The sequence below is a fragment of the Poriferisphaera sp. WC338 genome (assembly GCF_050931845.1).
In the GTDB taxonomy this organism is placed as follows: Bacteria; Planctomycetota; Phycisphaerae; order Phycisphaerales; family Phycisphaeraceae; genus Poriferisphaera.
In genome coordinates, this window is the sequence record NZ_CP194516.1 from 1,560,992 (window position 1) to 1,579,482 (window position 18,491).

The 18,491-nt window shown below is 46.8% G+C and carries 14 protein-coding genes; 5 read left to right on the top strand and 9 right to left on the bottom strand.

All coding sequences use genetic code 11. The annotated features are described in order from the left end of the window. The first annotated feature begins 72 nt into the window (after positions 1-72). Complete coding sequence (locus ACQ6WK_RS06375) at positions 73-1,383, top strand: YcaO-like family protein (protein WP_432799907.1); 1,311 nt, start codon at positions 73-75, stop codon at positions 1,381-1,383. Between the two features lie 389 nt (positions 1,384-1,772). On the opposite strand, the gene ACQ6WK_RS06380 is transcribed toward ACQ6WK_RS06375, so the two are convergent. From ACQ6WK_RS06380 to ACQ6WK_RS06405, 6 genes are all read right to left on the bottom strand, one after another. After that, positions 1,773-2,372 (bottom strand): GNAT family N-acetyltransferase, encoded by a 600-nt coding sequence (locus ACQ6WK_RS06380; RefSeq protein ID WP_432799908.1) that lies wholly within the window; start codon positions 2,370-2,372, stop codon positions 1,773-1,775. Between the two features lie 125 nt (positions 2,373-2,497). Then, positions 2,498-3,400: a sialate O-acetylesterase gene (locus ACQ6WK_RS06385; protein WP_432799909.1), complete on the bottom strand. Its 903-nt coding sequence runs from the start codon at positions 3,398-3,400 to the stop codon at positions 2,498-2,500. Positions 3,401-3,402: 2 nt separating this feature from the next. After that, a complete protein-coding gene (locus ACQ6WK_RS06390; RefSeq protein WP_432799910.1) occupies positions 3,403-4,458 on the bottom strand; it encodes a phosphotriesterase family protein in 1,056 nt (351 codons plus the stop codon). 3 nt (positions 4,459-4,461) lie between these two features. Next, positions 4,462-6,324 carry a hypothetical protein gene (locus ACQ6WK_RS06395; RefSeq protein ID WP_432799911.1) on the bottom strand — a complete coding sequence of 621 codons (1,863 nt, stop codon included), beginning with the start codon at positions 6,322-6,324 and terminating at the stop codon, positions 4,462-4,464. A 42-nt stretch (positions 6,325-6,366) separates the two neighbouring features. Further along, positions 6,367-7,398, bottom strand: a complete 1,032-nt coding sequence (locus tag ACQ6WK_RS06400) for a D-2-hydroxyacid dehydrogenase (RefSeq protein ID WP_432799912.1) — start codon at positions 7,396-7,398, stop codon at positions 6,367-6,369. 10 nt (positions 7,399-7,408) lie between these two features. Next, a complete protein-coding gene (locus ACQ6WK_RS06405) occupies positions 7,409-8,575 on the bottom strand; it encodes a mandelate racemase/muconate lactonizing enzyme family protein (protein ID WP_432799913.1) in 1,167 nt (388 codons plus the stop codon). A gap of 126 nt (positions 8,576-8,701) precedes the next feature. On the opposite strand from ACQ6WK_RS06405, the gene ACQ6WK_RS06410 reads away from it, so the two are divergent. Then, positions 8,702-9,442 (top strand): GntR family transcriptional regulator, encoded by a 741-nt coding sequence (locus tag ACQ6WK_RS06410; protein ID WP_432799914.1) that lies wholly within the window; start codon positions 8,702-8,704, stop codon positions 9,440-9,442. Positions 9,443-9,766: 324 nt separating this feature from the next. Beyond that, positions 9,767-11,089 (top strand): tyrosine-type recombinase/integrase, encoded by a 1,323-nt coding sequence (locus tag ACQ6WK_RS06415; RefSeq protein ID WP_432799915.1) that lies wholly within the window; start codon positions 9,767-9,769, stop codon positions 11,087-11,089. A 44-nt stretch (positions 11,090-11,133) separates the two neighbouring features. On the opposite strand, the gene ACQ6WK_RS06420 is transcribed toward ACQ6WK_RS06415, so the two are convergent. Next, positions 11,134-12,405 (bottom strand): pre-peptidase C-terminal domain-containing protein, encoded by a 1,272-nt coding sequence (locus ACQ6WK_RS06420; protein WP_432799916.1) that lies wholly within the window; start codon positions 12,403-12,405, stop codon positions 11,134-11,136. A 378-nt stretch (positions 12,406-12,783) separates the two neighbouring features. Between ACQ6WK_RS06420 and ACQ6WK_RS06425 the strand changes: the two genes are divergently transcribed. Both ACQ6WK_RS06425 and ACQ6WK_RS06430 read left to right on the top strand, forming a co-directional pair. Then, entirely contained in the window at positions 12,784-14,061 is a 1,278-nt protein-coding gene (locus ACQ6WK_RS06425) for a hypothetical protein (protein ID WP_432799917.1), read from the top strand. Positions 14,062-14,133: 72 nt separating this feature from the next. Next, entirely contained in the window at positions 14,134-14,472 is a 339-nt protein-coding gene (locus ACQ6WK_RS06430; protein WP_432799918.1) for a hypothetical protein, read from the top strand. Between the two features lie 217 nt (positions 14,473-14,689). Here ACQ6WK_RS06430 and ACQ6WK_RS06435 read toward each other — a convergent pair whose 3' ends face one another. Next, the gene (locus ACQ6WK_RS06435; RefSeq protein WP_432799919.1) at positions 14,690-16,516 is read right to left on the bottom strand and encodes a UvrD-helicase domain-containing protein; all 1,827 of its coding nucleotides are present in this window, start codon (positions 16,514-16,516) and stop codon (positions 14,690-14,692) included. Then, a complete protein-coding gene (locus ACQ6WK_RS06440) occupies positions 16,500-18,413 on the bottom strand; it encodes an ATP-dependent nuclease (protein ID WP_432799920.1) in 1,914 nt (637 codons plus the stop codon). The genes ACQ6WK_RS06435 and ACQ6WK_RS06440 overlap by 17 nt, the downstream gene beginning before the upstream one ends. Positions 18,414-18,491: the final 78 nt, after the last annotated feature.

Here is an 18,491-nt window from a genome sequence, read left to right on the forward strand (position 1 = left end):
GATTGAATGCGTAGGAGCGGGGGATTTATACAGTTGGTAATCGGTTTATCGGGGGAGGATAGAGAAAGGGCGATGGGCAGCCTAAAGTCTGATATGAAACAAATGGCAGCCAGTGAGACGATTCACGATCAAGAGCAGGAACGGAGCGTCAAGGCCGCTGAGGCGATTGAGGCGGCGAAACGGGATATTGCTGCATTGGGCTATCAGTGTGAAGTTTCACAGTATGGCAGATATGTGCCGATCTATGAGGCGCGGTTATTTGATGAAGCTGGTGTGTTGATGGCGCGCGGGACAGGGAAGGGGCGATATCCGTTGTCGTTGGCGGGGGCGCTGTTTGAAGCATTGGAACATTTGTATGGGGTGACGGATCTGCCGAAGCCTGAGGCCATGCGGGAGATGGGGATAAAAGCCATTGCAGCACAGTCGGGGCTCGAACATTATTTGCCGACGCGATTACTGGAAGCATTTCCGGAGCAGTCGTTGTATTGTGCGAGGTTTGATCGATATGGGCAGGAGGATGAACATGTTTATTTGCCTTCGTTCCTATGGTTGCCGGATTTGTTGTTGCGGAATGCATATGTATGCCAAGAAGAAAATCTTGAGTTGTATGCTTACATGACAAAGTATGCGAGCAATAGTGGTGTGGCGGCGGGGATGAATGTAGAAGATGCAGTATTACACGGGATTAATGAAGGTATTGAACGGGATGGTCATGGTCGGTTGTTGTATCGGTATTTTTATGCCGATGACGCGGGGGCGTTGCCGGTGATTGAGAAGGCAAGTTTGCCGGCAGATCTTAAGGCAGAGGTAAAGGCGATTGAGAAGGGGTTGGGTGATGAGTGTATGTTGATTGATGCGACAACAGACTTGGGTGTGCCGGTGATTGGAGCAGTGTTTAGGAAGTATCATCATGAACACCGCATTCCGGCTCCGGGATTTGGTGCGTCGTTGTATCCTGATGTAGCGATCAGGCGGGCGGTCTACGAGGCACTACAAATTATGTCGGGGGCTGAAGCATATCCGAATGAGCGACAGAGAGCAGCTGAAGAGGATTTGCAGCGAGTCACGGGGGAGCCGCGGTATGAACGATGTGTACGATTTGATCTTCAGCTTTATGACGAGAAACGCGGATACCAGCGGATGTCATATGAACAATTGCATAAGGAAGGTTTAACTTTGGATGTGCCGATACAAACGGGCGAACAGATTGAACGATTGGTCTATAGATTAAGGCAAAAGGGCTTGTGTGCGTATGTACATCAGTTAGCGGGCTTACTGCATGGAACGACGGTAATGTGCACACAGATTCCTGGGGTGAGCTTATTCTTTTTGACGAGTACAGGTATGATGATTGCGCCAGAAGGTAGGACGATAGACACGTAAGGGGTATTCGGCATTGCTGTGCCCGTAGGGAAGTGGGGGATGACCATCGGATGATCATGACCGCTTTAGCATAATCGAGTGTATTGCTTAGATGGTAATGAGCGGCATAACATTGGCCGTGTTTTCTGTGACACCAAAAGTATGTGTCCATTAAAATGCTGATTACCAAAAGGAATATATTATGAATAATAGCAATAATCACGGCAGCAATTGTAATAATAAGAGCAATGAGTGGAAGGGCGGCTTCATTGTTCCCAAGATTAATAAAAATATGATGACTAATATTGAGCGTCGTTTGATCGATAACGCCAATAATAAAAATTCAAACAAATAATGATATTTGATTTGAGTGATTTAAGTATTCAAGGCGGCCGTAATGGTCGCCTTTTTTATTTGTGGGATGAATCTTGGGCTGTTTGGGGAGGGGGCCAATCGTCAGCAAGCATGGCGTAGATGCGGAGATCTATCCAGCGATCTTGCCAGTGTGCAACATGACGAGTGATGCCTTCAAGTTTAAAGCCGAGTTTTTCTGCAACGCGGCAGCTTCGGGTGTTGTCGGGCTCGCATCGGATGGTGATGCGGTGGAGGTTGCGTTCATGGAAGGCGTGGTTGAGTAGAGCGGTGAGTGTGCGATGGATGATGCCTTGGCCTGTGGCGCTTTCATCAAGCCAATAGATGAGGTCGGCGGAAGCAGTGCTGAGTTGGTGTTTAGGATCATTTTGTTGTTGCCAGTATTCCCAGCCAGTGCCGCCGATGATCTGGTTGTGATAGATGATTGCGAGGTGCATTTTCTGACGATTTTCGTAGGCCTCTTGAGATTTACGGATAAACTTTTCTGCGTCTTGAGTGCTATAGATTTTTGATGCCCAGATAAACCAAGGGGAGAGGTGATTGGAATTAGCTTGGATAAGTGAAGCAAGTTCTGGAGCATCATTTAATGTGAATAGGCGAAGGGTCAAGTTCGAGTTGATGACGATTTCGCATAGCATTGTGTGTGCTCGTCTAAAACTATCGGAACTAATCGCAATCTAAGGTGATTAGTAAGCACATCGGCTTAGGTTGTATGATTCTTAATGATCTCTTTTACTGTGTATGTGATGCTTGGAAGGTTGGATTAGTCTTTCTCATCATATATGAGTGATTGGATGTATTCAGACCGTGCTAAGAGACTGTTTGCAAGACGTCGCCCCAATTCAAGCATGCCTGGCGTATTGAAATGGATCTGGTCTTCGTGTGTCTCCAGTCCTTTGGTTGGGACCATCAAAGCGCCAGGCGTTGCGGCAGGATGCTCGGCATCTTGGTCGATATTGGTCATGGCGGCACGCACTTCCTTGGCAGTTTTTCGCCAGGTGTACGGGAGGATACGCGCGTAAACAAATGGTAGTTCCGGAACATCGAACTGTTCACGAATACGTGCGATGAAGTGTCGCAAGTTTGGTTCATACTGCTGGCCGGCGTTGGCGTTGGCGTCGGCTTCACCTTGAACCCAGAACATGCCGCCGAGCGTGACGGCGTGACCTTGATCTTCAAGGATTTCAATGGCGCGTTGGGTGGTGCGGATCATCGCACTGAACTCAGGCCCAAAGTTAGTTGTGTCATCTATTGATTGGCCGGGGTGCCAATCGGCATGAAGGTTTGTGCCGCCGGTAGCGTGCTTGATCAATGCGATTCTGTATTGGTTGCCAAGTTGTGCATGGAGAACAGATCCAAGTCCGATTTCTGGACCAAAACGCGGTGGATCATAGCCGACGTAACCGGCGGGCTTCAATATCTGCCATCGGTCCACGGGGTGGCCGCTGTGAACAGAGGTGTCGTGAAACAGTATGATCTCAGATTGATGAAGCAGCTTGTCCGGGAGTTCTTCAGAATGACCATGCCCAGACATATTTGATTGGCCGCCGAGTAGAAAAACCAGAATGTGTTCGGCATAAGCGGTATGGGAGATGTTCAAGAAAGCACAAAATGAAATAGCTGCGAGTATGATCGGCACTCGAGACATGAGTCGTAATGTTATCATGGCTATTCTCCGGCATCATAAGGCTTTTGAAACACCAGCATGTCCCTTGGGTTTTCAATGAGTATCTGACGCATCGTCTTACGACTAATACCAGCGTTGCGTAGTGCGGGAATGAATGTTGTGAACAGATAAGTAACATCCATATCACTGGGACCGTTGTGCTTGCCACTGATACGCCAGAGGCTTGAATCTTGCCCCAGCAGTATTCTGTTAATGCGACCGTGAGCGATTGCAAGTTTGACTGCTTTTACATCGGCATCAATCGCATGCCAGTTGCCACACGGTGCAAACTGTAGCCATGTCTCTAAATCCATGTTTTTCGGATTTGCGGTCGCGGAGGCGGCGTGGATCCAGACAAAACGTTCTGGGGGAAAATTTTCTTCCTGCATAATTTTTAAGCGGATTTGCATCGCATCATGGCTGTCCAGATGTGCGCCGATCGGTGCGCCTGTTTGTAGCGAAGCGCGTAATGCGGCGCGATGTACTTTCTGCTCAAGTGGCGTGAGATCGCCCATCGAACCGAGTTTGATAAATCCTGCTTTTATGGTTGTGTCTTCGATACCCACCGTGATTTCTTTGATAAAAAACTCGGCAATCTCATTCACACTGGCATTGTGTGCCCAGCGAGGCATCCACTCATGGTGGAAGAAGCCGGTGCTTGCAACGATGTGGCAATCAATTGCTTGTGAGATTGCATATAGCAGTTTTGCGTTGCGGCCGCAGTAGGCGGGTGTCATATCGATCACCGTTTGAACATGATGTTGCTTAGCGCGTTTGAGCTGTTTGACTGCGTGTTCTTTGGCTTGCTCAAACGGTACACGTTGATGATCTAGGGTGCCACCCCAGACACCCAGATCCAATACCATATGTTCGTGTGTGAGCACGATGCCAAGATCGTTGGGTAAAACCACACCCGTAACTGTTTGTACAAGCCCAGTCATTTCTGGCGAACTGGCAGTTAGTTCGGCACGCATGGTTAAAGTGAACATACAAAGCGTGCAACACAAGATGGTGTAAGGCATCGTTGCGCGGATGATGTTCAATGGATTGATCTTCATGCGTTACTCTGGCTGGAGTTCAATGGTGAGTGTGGCTTCGTCTTTAGATTCAAATGAGATGTTGTTGTTTGCGATATTGAGCGGTTTGCCGTTTAGCTTGCATTGTGTGGCGCGTGGCCAGTTAAGTGAGATGTTTGCAGACCCTTGGAAAACCAGTGTTGCGTGTCGGTCATCAAGCTGTGTAAGCGTGACAGAGGCGGGCTGATCAGTGGTGAATTGGAGACCGGTTGCTGTGGGGCGATCTGGGTCTTGGAAGTGAACTCTTTCAAGGCCGCGTTCGGGGTAGATGGTTTGTGTGTTGTTGAGCCAGAGTGTTGGTTGATCTATATATAACGCATAAAAATGCGGCATTTCCAGACGGGCCATCATCCAGCGTTTTGGGTTGGCGGCATCGATCTGAATTTTTACTCTAGCTTTTTTGCCATTGATTTGGGGCAAGGTGGTTTTACCGTTCCATGTGACAGGTAGTCCCACACTGTCGAGAGTGATTGGGTCGCAATCGTTAAGGGTGTAGCCTGCGAGCGGTTTACCGGTGTTGTTCTGTAACTCAACGCGGATTTGATGGTCAGGTAGTTTGCTGCCTTTGGCGTTGATATAGATGGTGCGATGGCGGTTTGACAGTTCAAGCGGCTTACTGGTGAGTGATCCAGAGAAATGATCTTTGCCATAATCCCATGCCACGCGCGGAGCGATGTAGCCGTAGCCATCGAGTCGCCATGTCGCCAGACCGGTGTCTTGCCTGACGTAAACGAGATTAGACAGGTCTGGGTTGGCAGCATAGTAGAGATAGGTTTCTCGGCCGGCATTGAGCATGTTGGCTTGTGTGAGAAAGGTGGCATCCCATTCACCGCGCGGCGCTCTTCGCATAATCGATTCGAACGGGTTGTGGTCAACCTGTTGCCATGATAACCCGTCGTTGCTGGTCAGCAGAATCAAGTCCGCTTCATGATCGATTAGTTCGGTTGAATTGTGGAATTTGCCATACATGCCGACAACAACATCACGGTAGCTCTGATAGCCCAACGTACCATGCGTTTGGACATGTGCACCGTTCTTAGGATCGAAGTGGAAGCCGGGCTTTTTCGCCAATGACCAATGCTGAAAATCATCAGATGTTGAGACGGCTAGGCATCTACTCCAGCGATCAATGATGCCGGGGTAGTCATTGTTGGACATCTGTGTGTAGAGAAAATAGCGACCTTTAAAGTGCAATAGTGATGGGTTTTCCTGTTTGACCGGCAGGGGGAATGGATTGTTTTCATCGATGGTCCAGTGGATGCCGTTAGGGCTGTAGGCATATGCGCCAACAGCCGGTGCGTTGACATATGGACGTGTGCCGCCGGTTTGCTTGTCCCAACGTTCGGTGTGCGATTTCGGCATAAAGCGAATAAGGGCGACTTTGTATCGACGAGAGGGATCAGGATCAGCGTCATCTCGGAATGGAGCCGCCATGTTGAAGCCGGGAATCACAATGTTATTTTCTGTGGAGCCTTTGTATTTATGCAAGCCAAGATTGGGACGCGTCCAATTGAGGCCGTCTTCGCTTTCAGCATAGCTGGTGCTCCAGAAGTTGCCGTCATATGCGGTGTACCACATCCGAAATAGGCCGTTTTCCTGAAGGACCCATTGATTGAATCCAACACGCATCGCGTCGTGCAATCCTTCCCGTCGTTCAAGAACTGGATTATTGGGATGGCGCAGTGGTTCGATGAGTCCAACACTCATATCGGTATTGTTTTCTACCCAATTTTTATCGATGGCAAGCAAAGTGTGTGGCATCGTGTCGCCTTTGTGGTGTTGTGCATAGCTGATCATGCAGATAGACAAAGTGGCGAGGAAAATGAAGGCGGATTTTAATTTGAACATAGTCAATTCCTTGTCGATAAAACTTAGGTGTGCAGACTGTGATCAGCAAGATGTGATGGTTGATGTTTTCGGTGGAGACGCAATACGATTGAATAGAGGCTGATCTTCGATAAATCGTTGGATGTTTTTGATGATGCATTCAATCATTTGTTGTCGGTAGAACGATGATTCCGGCGAGCAGTGTGGTGAGATGATCAGATGTGGTGCATCACGTAATGGATCGTTTGCTGGTAGCGGTTCGTTGGCGAAAACATCCAAAGCTGCGCCACGCAGTTGTTGGTTTTCTAATGCTTGAATGAGGGCAGCTTCGTCAATCAGTGAACCGCGTGCGGGATTGATGAGGATAGCGGACCGCTTCATCTGTTCAAGGAACCGAACGTTCACCAGTTGGTGGGTTTTTGGCGATGATCGCAGACCCAGCACGACAACATCGCACTTAGGCAAGATGCTGTATAGATCGTTCAGGTCGAACCAATGATCGGGTAGTTCTCCTTGAGTATCGCCTGTTTCTGGTGCAGTGTAAGTGAGTGGTTGAGCATGACCGGATCGGCCACATGAAGCATAAATAGTCATGCCAAGAGGTTTGCATTGTCGCGCCAATTCACGACCGACTGCGCCGTAGCCCATGATGCCCAGTGTTGCGCCGCGCAAGGTGCTTGCCGTCATATCTTGTATACGGTGTTGATACCAGCTTCGGTTCGCCTGATACGCCAGAATATCATCAACACGGTGTGTGAAGTAAAGCATCATACTCAGGCACCATTCAGCCATGGGCACGGCACCTGTTCCGCCGCCATGTGTGATTGTCCATCCCTCGCAGGACAGGGCTGATATCGGTACATGATCATATCCTGAAGACAGAAGATGTATCCAGCGGAGATGGGGTGCTTCTTCGGGTTGCGGGAACCATAATTCAGTCACCAGTCCATCGAGACTGGAAGCATGTTGCCGTTGTGCTTCAGGCGTTGAGCAGTCGATCACATGTACATGATCAATGATGAGTTGATCGCATAATTGCTTGGCGATGTTCGTTGCGGTTGGATCGGCTACGCCGATGTTAATGGTTGATGGCATGTGATGGTCCTTATGCGATCAGATGTGAGACACCAGTAAAGGGGTAACGAGTTATGAGATGATCTGTGAACGCGATACCCATGCCGGGTTGTTCAGGTGCTTGGAGTCTTCCGGATTCAAATTGCCAGATCGGCGATAACACTTCATGAAGTAGCGGGTGATAGAGTACGCAATACTCCACCATGTCACATACCCCGATTGCTAGCGCAGCATGTATATTCTGCATCTGAGCAACTGGTCCCGCCCAACCGTGCATGATGACCTTTTTCCTAAATTTTTCAGCATGTTGTCCGATTTTGATGGCTGCGGCTGGCCCGGCAAGTACCGCCGCATCGGGTTGGACCACATCGAGAGCATTTGCTTGCATATAAGTGATAAATGGCTCTGATTCACAGAACATTTCCCCTCCGGCGATGGGTAAAGCTTCGAGCTGTGCAAGCTCCTGATAGCCTGCCATGTCGTGGATAAGTAGGGGGTCTTCGAGGAAAAGCAGATTGAGATTGGCAAGACGCGTTACTAATGAAATGGCGTTCTGCTTTGACCACAAGCGATCGTGATGAAATATTTGCTGGCCGGTATCAACGCCTAGTTGGAGTTCGTCCGGCACCAGTTTCTTTACTGCCTCAATGTGATCCGCAGCTTGTTCGGCGGTGTACTTCCCGCAGCCGGCACGGATCTTGACAGATTGAAACCCTTGGGTTTTGTAAGATTCGATGTCTTGGGCAATCTGATGGGGCGGGTCGTCGGCTGGCCCCGCGCTAGCATAAAGTTCAACTGATGGAGACGAATCGAGATTCAGATAACGATGCAGCGGTAGGTTCGCGCGTTGTGCAGCGAGGTCATGTAATGCCCAGTCTATGGCACCGAGGACACAATAGATCAAACCGCGATGATCGAAATATTCACAAATAGAAGATAATTTAGCGAGAGTGGCTCGGTGCGATTCGGCATTTTGGCCGATCAGTACAGGTTTGAGTTGCAATATTAATTCGCGGCAGACGGTGGGCATATTGACACCTGCATAAGGCTCGCCCAGCCCCACACGGCCGTCTTCGGTTTCGATGGCAATTGTTGCGTAGCTGCGGTTGGTTTGGCGGTGGCCGGCTCCATAGGGTGCCGTCAAGAGAATGCAGCGAACATCGGTGATCTTCATGCGGGCAATACTATCAGCTAACATGTTAGATTGCAATGTGAATTTAATATTTATTGAAAAACTAGCGATAGAAGATATATTTAACATGCCAGATTTGTTGTTTTAAGGAGCGATATGCCGAGCACAGCACGCACAAACAAGATTTTGCCCATGCCGAACGAATTGGCTGAATTGGGGCTGGATAACGATTGTGCACGCCGTTTGGTGGATGCCATTCAGGTGGGCGATTTCAAGCCGGGGCAGCGGCTCAGTGAACTGGCTGTCGCGGAGCGGTTTGAGATGGGGAGGGCTGTGGTTCGAGCGGCTTTTGATCAATTGGCATTCGTGGGGATACTTGATCGCCGCGCGAAATCTGGGACATATGTGCGCCAGTTTCACGTGCAAACCTATCTGGAGAGTGAGCAGATCCGAGCAACGTTGGAGGGGATGGCAGGGCGGTTGGCTTGCTCACGTATTACAGATGCTCAATTGGATGCGCTTGAGTCGTTGGCAAAAACGTTGGATCAATCTACGGCAGGCAAGACTGCGGAAGTGTTTCAGGCAGAAAATCAATTTCACGGCAGCATCGTCGAAATCAGTCGCAATCAACAGTTGATTGGCATTCTCGCCAATCAGCGTCTGCTGCGTATGTGCTTGTTTCGAAGTTGCCAAATGTCATTTTTGATGAGTAATCACGTGAGTGACGACATTGTGACGCACGCACAGATTGTGCAGGCCTTACGTGATCGAGATGCGGTTTTGGTAGAAAGACGCATGCGGCGGCACGTGCTGTTATCTAGGCGATACTTCCTGAATTACCTTAGTACGCACCTGTCCGATTTGGCTGAAGAGATCGAGTTTGATCCAGAATCGTTGCCAACATTGCTACAAGATCTTGATGATCAATTTTGACTGTATAGGAGCTGCCCCGCAAAATTGAAAACCCTTGCTTATAGAAAAGCAAGGGTTTTCGGTGATAAGGGTGACTGAGGGGATTCGAACCCCCGACCCCCGCGACCACAAAGGTGTGCTCTTATATTTTTCTGGCTTTTTGAAATTGAAGATTTTGCTGTAAATATCGGTGTTTAAAGTGATTTAAACGCGGTTTCTATTATCACTCATTATCGTGTGATCTCGCGTAATATCGCTCAATCTCGCCGTTTTGCATAAAGATTTATGCAGAATTTATGCATTTTCGATTGAATTTGACCCTCAATCTGAGTTATGGTCGTAGGTATGAAGAAGAGCAAAATACCATCGCTAAGTGTTGGTCAAAATTATTACCGAGCGACAGTCACGCGCCCTTCAGGCAAGCGTACAACGGTTTCATTTGGCCATATTGCTGACCGTAGGAAGATGGAGGTTTTGGCTGCGCTTGAGCAGTGGTGGGAAATCTATCAAGAGGACCCGGAAACTACTTTGTCACACAGCTCGCCTTACGAGGCGATTGAAAAGTATCACAACCCGCATAGCGGTATGACAGTGGAAGAAATTCTTGAGCATTACGAAAGGTGGCTGATCAAACAAGGTGCAGTGACGAAAGTTGGAACTGAGCATCCACGTATTACCAACTTTAAACGTGTCAAAAAATATATGGCGTCTTATCAAGGATGGCAGGCGGCTAGGTTTGGCCCCGATCAGCTGTTACAGATTCAGCAAGCTATTAATGAAGATACGTATACCGTTCCTAAGTGGGTGGAAACGGAAAATGGTCGCGAGAAGATGCAGATTGAGAAGCATTACAGCAGGCGAACAGTTAACGACGTCGTGAACATGATTGGCAAGATGTGGCGGTGGGCAGCAGGGCGGGAGTTTGTTAAGTACTCTGCGACGATTGCTCTTGAAGAGGTCAAGTCGATTCGCTATGCGCAAGGCAACGCAAATGAAAAAGTGAACCGCGCGACAGTTACATGGGAAGAACTGCAGCTTGTCATGAACTCAGTTACTAGCGTAGTGGCTGATATGATGGCGCTTCAATGGCACACTGGCATGAGACCCGGCGAGGTCTGCAAAATGAGACCAGTAGATATTAAGCAGGATGATGAAAACTGTTGGTTGTATATACCTGGCAGCGATGCCAGTCCTGTGGGCGACCACAAAACAGCGTGGCACAAGCGAGTACGTGTCATCCCGCTGGCTGGCGCAGCCCAGCATATTGTTGCACGGCGCATGGAAGGTAAAAATCCGAAAGACTATCTTTTCTCGCCAGTTGATGCTGTCGAGGAGATGAAGAAACGTCGTTATTTGGAGCGAACAACACCCATGTCATGCGGAAACCGGGAAGGCACTAATGTGAAAGAGCACCCGATGCTCAAGCCAGGAAAATGTTACGATTCCCATGCTTTGAACGTTGCAATTAAGCGTGGCTGCAAGCTGGCAGGAGTCGATCGTTTTACGCCTTACGACTTGAGAAGAACAGCAGCGACCAATACGCGGTCCAAGTTGGGTAAGACAGCAGCTCAGGTGCTGTTAGGCCATGTCGACGTGGGAACCACTGATATATATTTGTTAGAGGAAGTGAAGGAAGCGATGAAGGTGGCGAAGAAGCTTCAGGAATAGATAGCTAGCCAAGAGGATAAGATCGCTCTGCCGTCCTCAGTGATTTATCTGCGGGGAAGACTATTGAGTTGATGCCTGGGTCGAGGATCGTGTTTTACCTTGAGTTTCAGTGAATAAAACTGTGCGTCGTCGTCTAAGCCGAAAACACTGACATAATAGGTGCTTGGTGAGTTGAGTGCGAAGTTGTTAATTGACTCAGTCCTACCCTTGCCATTGGCGTTGATGGTTTCGAGGATGTTGCCATCAGCATCGATGACTTGGAAGCCAAGATCGGAAAATTTTCGCATATCGACGATGGATTGAGGGGCTGTACCGCCGCCGCCACCGACGCGTCGGTAATATTTATAGCCAGCTGGTTTTAGTGTGATGTCGATTGTTGAGCTTGATTTGATGTCGAATTGATATACATCGGTATCTGAGTCATCATCTATTGAAACGAAGTCAGATTCTTTTGGTGTGATGAGATGATTGCGCTGGCGATGTGCATGTTTGCCAATGTACCATGTTTTGCCGACGGGGAGATTTTCAATTTTTTGTGCGGATTCAATTGTGTCGTTACCCCCGAGTTTTTCGTATTTATCTCCATATAGCCTTTGCGCTAAAAGGATTTCATCGAGTTGGGGACCAAAAAAATTCTTTTCTCCGCGTGTCTCCATTAATTGCTGTGTGTCTTTTGAGGAGATATGGGTTAGGCCTATTCCGTGTCCGAGTTCATGCAGAATGGTGTTATTGAAGTTAACGGGGTTAGTTTTTCTTATGGGTTTTGTTGGGTCGAACAACTTCCAGCGAGATGACCAGTTGTGATTGATGAACATGTCGCCGTGATTTGCGTGGTAGCTGTATGCGACGTTACCGCCATTTGGTCCGATTTTTGCGCCTGCGATGCGGATATCAGCTCGCTTATTGAGTTCGCCGGGAAGACCGCGATATCCATGCCTGCCACCATCGTCGTATGGGACATAGACGAAATTGATTCCTGTTAATTGGCTCCATCTCTTGAAGGAGTTATCAAACAGTTTAAACCATGGACGTTCGGTCAAGTCACTACCGCCCGGGCCTGAGCCGAGTTTGTCATCCATCGCTGCGATGATTACGCTCGTTCGTGTGGGTTTTCCTTTGTAGTATGTTTGTGTGCCGTCTTTCGCGAACCCCCAAGTCAGTGTGATCGACCGGCCATGTTCGGAGCCGACGTTTCCATCTGTTGCAGTTTTTTTCCATCTGAGATTCTTGCGATAACCCTCATAAACCGCGAATGAATGAGTGGTGATGGTGAAAGTCAAAATGCAAACAAAACAGCACTGAAGCATTTTTAACATGATATTTTCCCCGTAAGCTTAGTATTGTGAAGTTTTAATATTGTCCGTCATTGTGAATTAGTATTAGGATCTGTATTTTTTAATGTGTAAATCGCATCATAACATGAGTTACTAGTACTGATATAAAAAATTGGGGAAGTGGTTGCAAATTAAGGCCGGGTAGTCTTGACCCCATTTCTGGATCACATCAGGTGAGACTAGACCGTTGGAATTAGCAATATAACTCAGCATGATCCGGAGGTGGAGGCCGTTGATGGGGTGACAGCATAGTGTCATCGATTTTGTGCTTATAAGATTAAAACCTTCACCAGTTCTTAATTTCATGCCATAATAGATCCCTAGTCACGCTAATTGCATTAGAGATTCCGGACAGATGGCATGAGAAATATCTTCGATCAATACGATCAACCCGAGAATAAAATAACACACGCACTTATGGCCTCCATTGAGTCCGATCGCGATCTGTTGCTTAAACCATTCCTTAATTTCATGAAGATCAAACCCAGCCAGCAGCTCCACTCGTTGCATCTAGATGAGCAGTGTGTTCCGGGTGAGATGGGGTTGGTTGACCAAGATGACGAGAAAGAGTCTGAAAGGCGTGGTCTGCCTGACGGATGTATCTATGACAAGAATGGGTGGGCGGTATTATTTGAAGTGAAAGTCCAAGCACCCGTTGTTGTTGATCAACTGGTGAGGCATAGAAACACTGCAAAGAAATATGGCTATGAGGACACTGATGTCATTGTCATTTCAGTTGATAAGCCTGGCTGTAAGCTCCCACTATGGGCCAGATGGGTTGCGTGGCAGGAGATCTATCAATGGTTTTGTCAGTACAGATTGAAGTCAGTATGGGCCAACCGTTTTGTGCAGTATTTGGAAATATTCGAATCAAAAATGATCGCGAGAGATTATGAGGTGAGAGGGACCATGACAATTTTCAGCGGATTTCATTTTAACGACGATCAACCATACACATACTTCCAAGGTAAGCGTCTGATTAAGTTGCTCCGTCAAAGACTGCTCACAAACAAGAAGCTTGTTAGTGCGTTAGATTTAGATATGCACTCGAGGGGTAGAGCGGCAATTACGAGAAATTTAGACGGCGGGGTATGGGATATTATGACAACGAATAAAGCTGCGAATGAAGCTAACCATACTGGATTTCCACACGCAACACTCGATCTGGATACAGTAGAAGTGTCGCCAGCAATCACATTGCCGAATGCGTTAAAAGGCGGAATCAAAACAAAACTTAAAACGATTGGGCCAGAAGGTTTTCAAAATATTGTTGAACAAGTTCATAAGAATATGATGCCATTATACAAACAGATGAAAGGCATGCGGCCAATCATCTATATTCTCCAGAGGCGTTATAAATCACAACGATCTATTGCACGTCGGGATGGATGTATTGAAGTAGATATTCGAACTGTTGTTAAAGAGAGTGGTATTGCAAGTTTTAAGCATCAACCGATGTGGACCAAGGCTATTTACGATATTCTCACAAATCGTACTTTAAATATCCAGCTAGGTTTGAGAGTTTTTGTTCCATATACGGAGAAGTGTATGCAGTCGGCAGATGCTGTTGATGTACTTGCGGATATCTATATTGCGTGTAAGCCATTGATGGATTTTGGGCGCGGAAATACTACCTGATGCTACGAGGCGTTTTGAACTTAATACACTTACGTATTATCACATTAGTACTCAAATATTCGGAGATTGAAAATGGATATAATATTTATCGACGATGGAGTATTTGAAATGTTAGTTTCGGATGTTCAGTTGATTGATCTCGAAGTGAATGACGTTTTCCATGAAACGTATTCGGTCAATGTGTACATTGAAAGAGGTGTCGAATATCCGAACCATCATGAAAATTACGATGTTTTCTGTGTATGGGTTCAAAATCAAGCTCGTTCTACAATTAATACAAAGGATGACCGAATTGCTGCTCGTCCTAATATTTGGCCAGATGGAACTCAACATAGTGATGTTTATCGTGCATGGCATCGAGGTGATGTAGATATTTCTATCAGAACATCGGAAGCACCACCTGTTTATTGAATCGTACATTTGGAGCGATGTGACGCTATTTGCAATCAAGCGAAACAATAAAAGCCATTACACTATGCAGTTTATTGAGCTAGCTTCGATGCGTAGCCATCATGTTACGGGCATACAGCGTTTATAATGCTTTTGCTGTAACCGAAAGCGTATCTGATGGTGGGAATTTCTAAAAGTACCTTAAGCATTCGGACATGACAGGCTCTTTTGTTGACAGTCAACTAGTTTTCCTGAACAGCAGTATACACGGATCGCACTCTGGGGTAAGTATAGTGGTTCTTAATTTGGCACGTGTTATACTCACACGAAAATTCTGACGAGCCTGACTTTCTACATTCTTTGGTAGATTCTCTCTAACAATTCGATCTAAATTTGCGACGATGGTACCTTTGCTATAACGAGGCCATCCCTCAAAGATGATCACTTCATCGAATTGCTTACCTTTCGCCTTATGCATGTTCATAACCACTATCCCTTGTTCCGGGCGTTGAGCCATATTAAAGTGTTCTTGAACGAATGCCTGACGCGTAATCTCCAAGGCATTAGGATAACAATCTGTGCCTTGCCAGTTTTCAGATAATGCTTGACGCAACTGAGTACCTCTGTCGAGCAATCGGATGTTCCTCGCTTCTTCAGCAACAGCACGTAGTCGCTTGCATTTCCCCTTATCCAGTACATCACGGACAGCTAACCAATCTTGATCTGGGGCTCCTGTAAACGATACTTCACAGACTGCTTGAAGTGTTGACATGGTTGCTACAATCAGGCTGTTTCCCCTGACTTTCTTTCCTTCGGCCAACCTTTCAGTGCAATCCTTGTAGGCACGATGTATCCCCGCTGCTTCTTTTAATGCACTTTGGGACGGAGTATCCCCTCCCTTACCTTTATAAAAGTTGCAGAGCATATCAACACAAAGAGCCAATTGTTTTTGAGACCTGCGTTCCTGAAGAAAAGAAGAAATGAGTTCAGCGGCCAGCACTGCTGCTTCTTTGTCAACAGCAGCGAAGTGACGTACTACCGGCAAATTAGCGGGGGGGGAACGAAGATTATCGGAGACTTTACGTGTAAGTATTTTCGTTGGTGTCAGAATTCCAATTGACCACTGCTTAACTCCGGAATCAACAAGACGTTTGCGAGCCTTGAGTACACACGTTACAACGGCAGTAAACGCTTGGTTCTGATTGCAGGTATAAGGGATTCGAAAGATCCCCGAATACTGCTTCTGCCTGAAAGATCTCTGCATTACGTCATCGCCAAAAGTGCGTATGTCGGTGTCTCTACTTCGATGGTTCTCACTACCAAAGTCTACTTCCACTGGAGTACATAGTTTACGAAAATGGTCAAGTCGTTTTGGATCAGCACCAATCCAGTCATAGATACGCTGTTCGGGATCGGCCAGTGCAAATAGCATACTCTTTTCAGCTAATGCCTTGATAACATGCCACTGTGTAGCATTTGTATCTTGGAACTCATCAATAATTATACGGGGGTACATCAACGATACGAGATTTCTGAGGCGACAACTACGATGTAATAACTCAGCTACAAGTGGAGCGAACAGCTTAAAGCACACACGTCCCTCTACATATGCAAGTCGCTCCAACTCTTCAGATTCATCGCTAGCTTTTTGTTTTTTTGACTTGTTATCGAATTTTTTTACAGAACCATATTTATTTCGGATTGCTGATAGTGCAATGGCCTCATCTTTTGGCAACAGAATCGAAAGCTGTCGCGGCAAACCAAGAAGATATCCATGCGTCTTGAGAATACTCCAAAAGAACGCATGGTAGGTTTCCACTTGAATTCGAGACGTGATCTTGGGATCGAGCTGGTGTTCTCGATTGATGGCTTCAAGCACACGAGACACCGTCGCCCTAGCAAAACTGAGGAACAGCACCATCTGGCTAGGATGGAGCTGGTTTTGAGCTATATCTGCAGCCTTTAGGATTGAGATAGTAGTCTTTCCACTACCTGGTCCGCCTGTCACAAGCATATGCCCGCCAGCAGATAGGATCTTTTTATGCTTTTTATTGAGCTTCAGCATAACTTTCAAGATCCTCATTAGCCGATTCTTCGGCATTTAGTTCTGCATTTTCATCTATAGGAAGAGGATTGGTAAGTTCAAAAAGAGACTTGCAAGTATCCCGAATCCAGCTCGGCATTTCATCTTCATCGCACTGGGCAAGGAAGTCTGCGATGCCCCAGTTACCTTTGGACCAATAGAAAAACATCTCTAAGGCTTTCTCAGCATCAGCCATTGGATCTGTAACAACTTGTTTTATATGGCGTGGCCAATCGATAGTACTAGCGAATCGCTGTAGAGCTTTTTTTGAAGATTCCTTCAAAATAAGTTTTTCAATAGCACTCTCCTCGTGCATGAATAAGGCGTCTACTTCTGATTCAATTGCAGCTTTATCAGCCGGGTTCTGCTTGTCGCACACAGCATAGACTTGCTTGCCTAGCTCGCTATAAAGCTTGGCCATATCTGTGATGTTGCTTTCACTGCCTGCATCAACAGTGCAAATACCCATCGCTTCCAGAGAGGAGTATGCGTCCGGATTTAACTCGGATAAACGACGGGCGGCAGTTGGAATACAAGTGGCCTCTGTTGCTCCTTCAGCAATTAGGACACGCCTAGCAAGAAGGCCTTCACAGAACCGTGTTCGAAACTCTTGTCGGTACCGTTTAAGCTTGATGCTGGCAGGTAACTCTACAGATGCCTGTGACATCACTCCATTGGATCCACGAGAAAGGATTATGGTTTCTTTCTGGTCAAACTCTTCTAGCACATATGGTGAATGGGAGGTGAAGATAGCTTGAGATGCTAGATTTTTTATCTCATGTACGATACGTTTCTGAGCGTATGGCGGAATGGCGGTTTCAGGTTCCTCCATCGCAAATATGACATTTTGCTTGTCCTCCGCAACCTGAGACAACATTGCAAGCACTAGCATGTTGATCGTACCTGTTCCCTGTCGCATAAAAGGAGCTGCATGATCGCCATCACCAGTTACGATAAATGAAGTAACAATCTTCCGCAGATGCTCTCGCGTAAGGTCTGAAACTCGAAGATGAGGCTTTGCCGCCCATTCTCGAGGAACATACTTTTTCAAAGATTCATTAATACTTTCCAAAACCCCAGATACCCCGAGAGCTTCATCTGCTGCCACAGAGAAGGAAGATAGCTCGGCAATTATAGCTTCCCACATCTGAGGGCGAACCTCTTTTAATCGCAGAATAATATCTAATAAACTACCTCTTTCAAGGCTAAGAGCTCTTGATCCAGTACGGAGAGATCTCAGATAAAGGAAACCGCATGATTGTTTGTGACGACGTCCAAAACGAGTGGGGTCCTCATCATCTAGCCAGCTTCGTGTGAAGTAGGTATGACCATCAAAGTCATCCTCCTCAATATCATATTTTCCAATGAACGTTACGCGCAGGGCCTGTTCAATATTATCCTCATCAATACCTTCAGGTTCAGATTCGTCATATAACTTATCCGTAGAAACATCCCACCATTCAGCATAACTCCCGAACATTATTTTTTGCTCATCTGATAATCCGATAACAATCGCTTCGATCTCAATGTGTGGAGCTAATTTGGATGTTTCGGCGTCAGTCACTTCGATACCTTCTGCTTCGAGTGATGCGGCCTCTTCTTGATCTGCTTCACCATTGACTTGTTGATCTTCTTCTTTGGATACCACCTCTCCTGCAGTGGGTACGGTGGCTATTGTGTACTTGCCTTCGAAGAAATCGTGCTCATTAATAACTGGAAATCGGTTCAATCGTTCTGGACCAAGCACTAGGTGCAAAGCTTCTAAGACGGTAGTTTTTCCAACGTTGTTATCACCGATGAATAAGGCGTGTTGAGGAAGTAGGAGCGTGGTTTGCTTAATACCTCTGAAGTTCTTAATTGTCAGTTGGCGAACTTGCATATTGTTAATTTCCTGTAATCCAGATTCTTGCTACTGAAAATCTAAGTGGCATTCTTTTCTGAATAATAATTGCTTGCA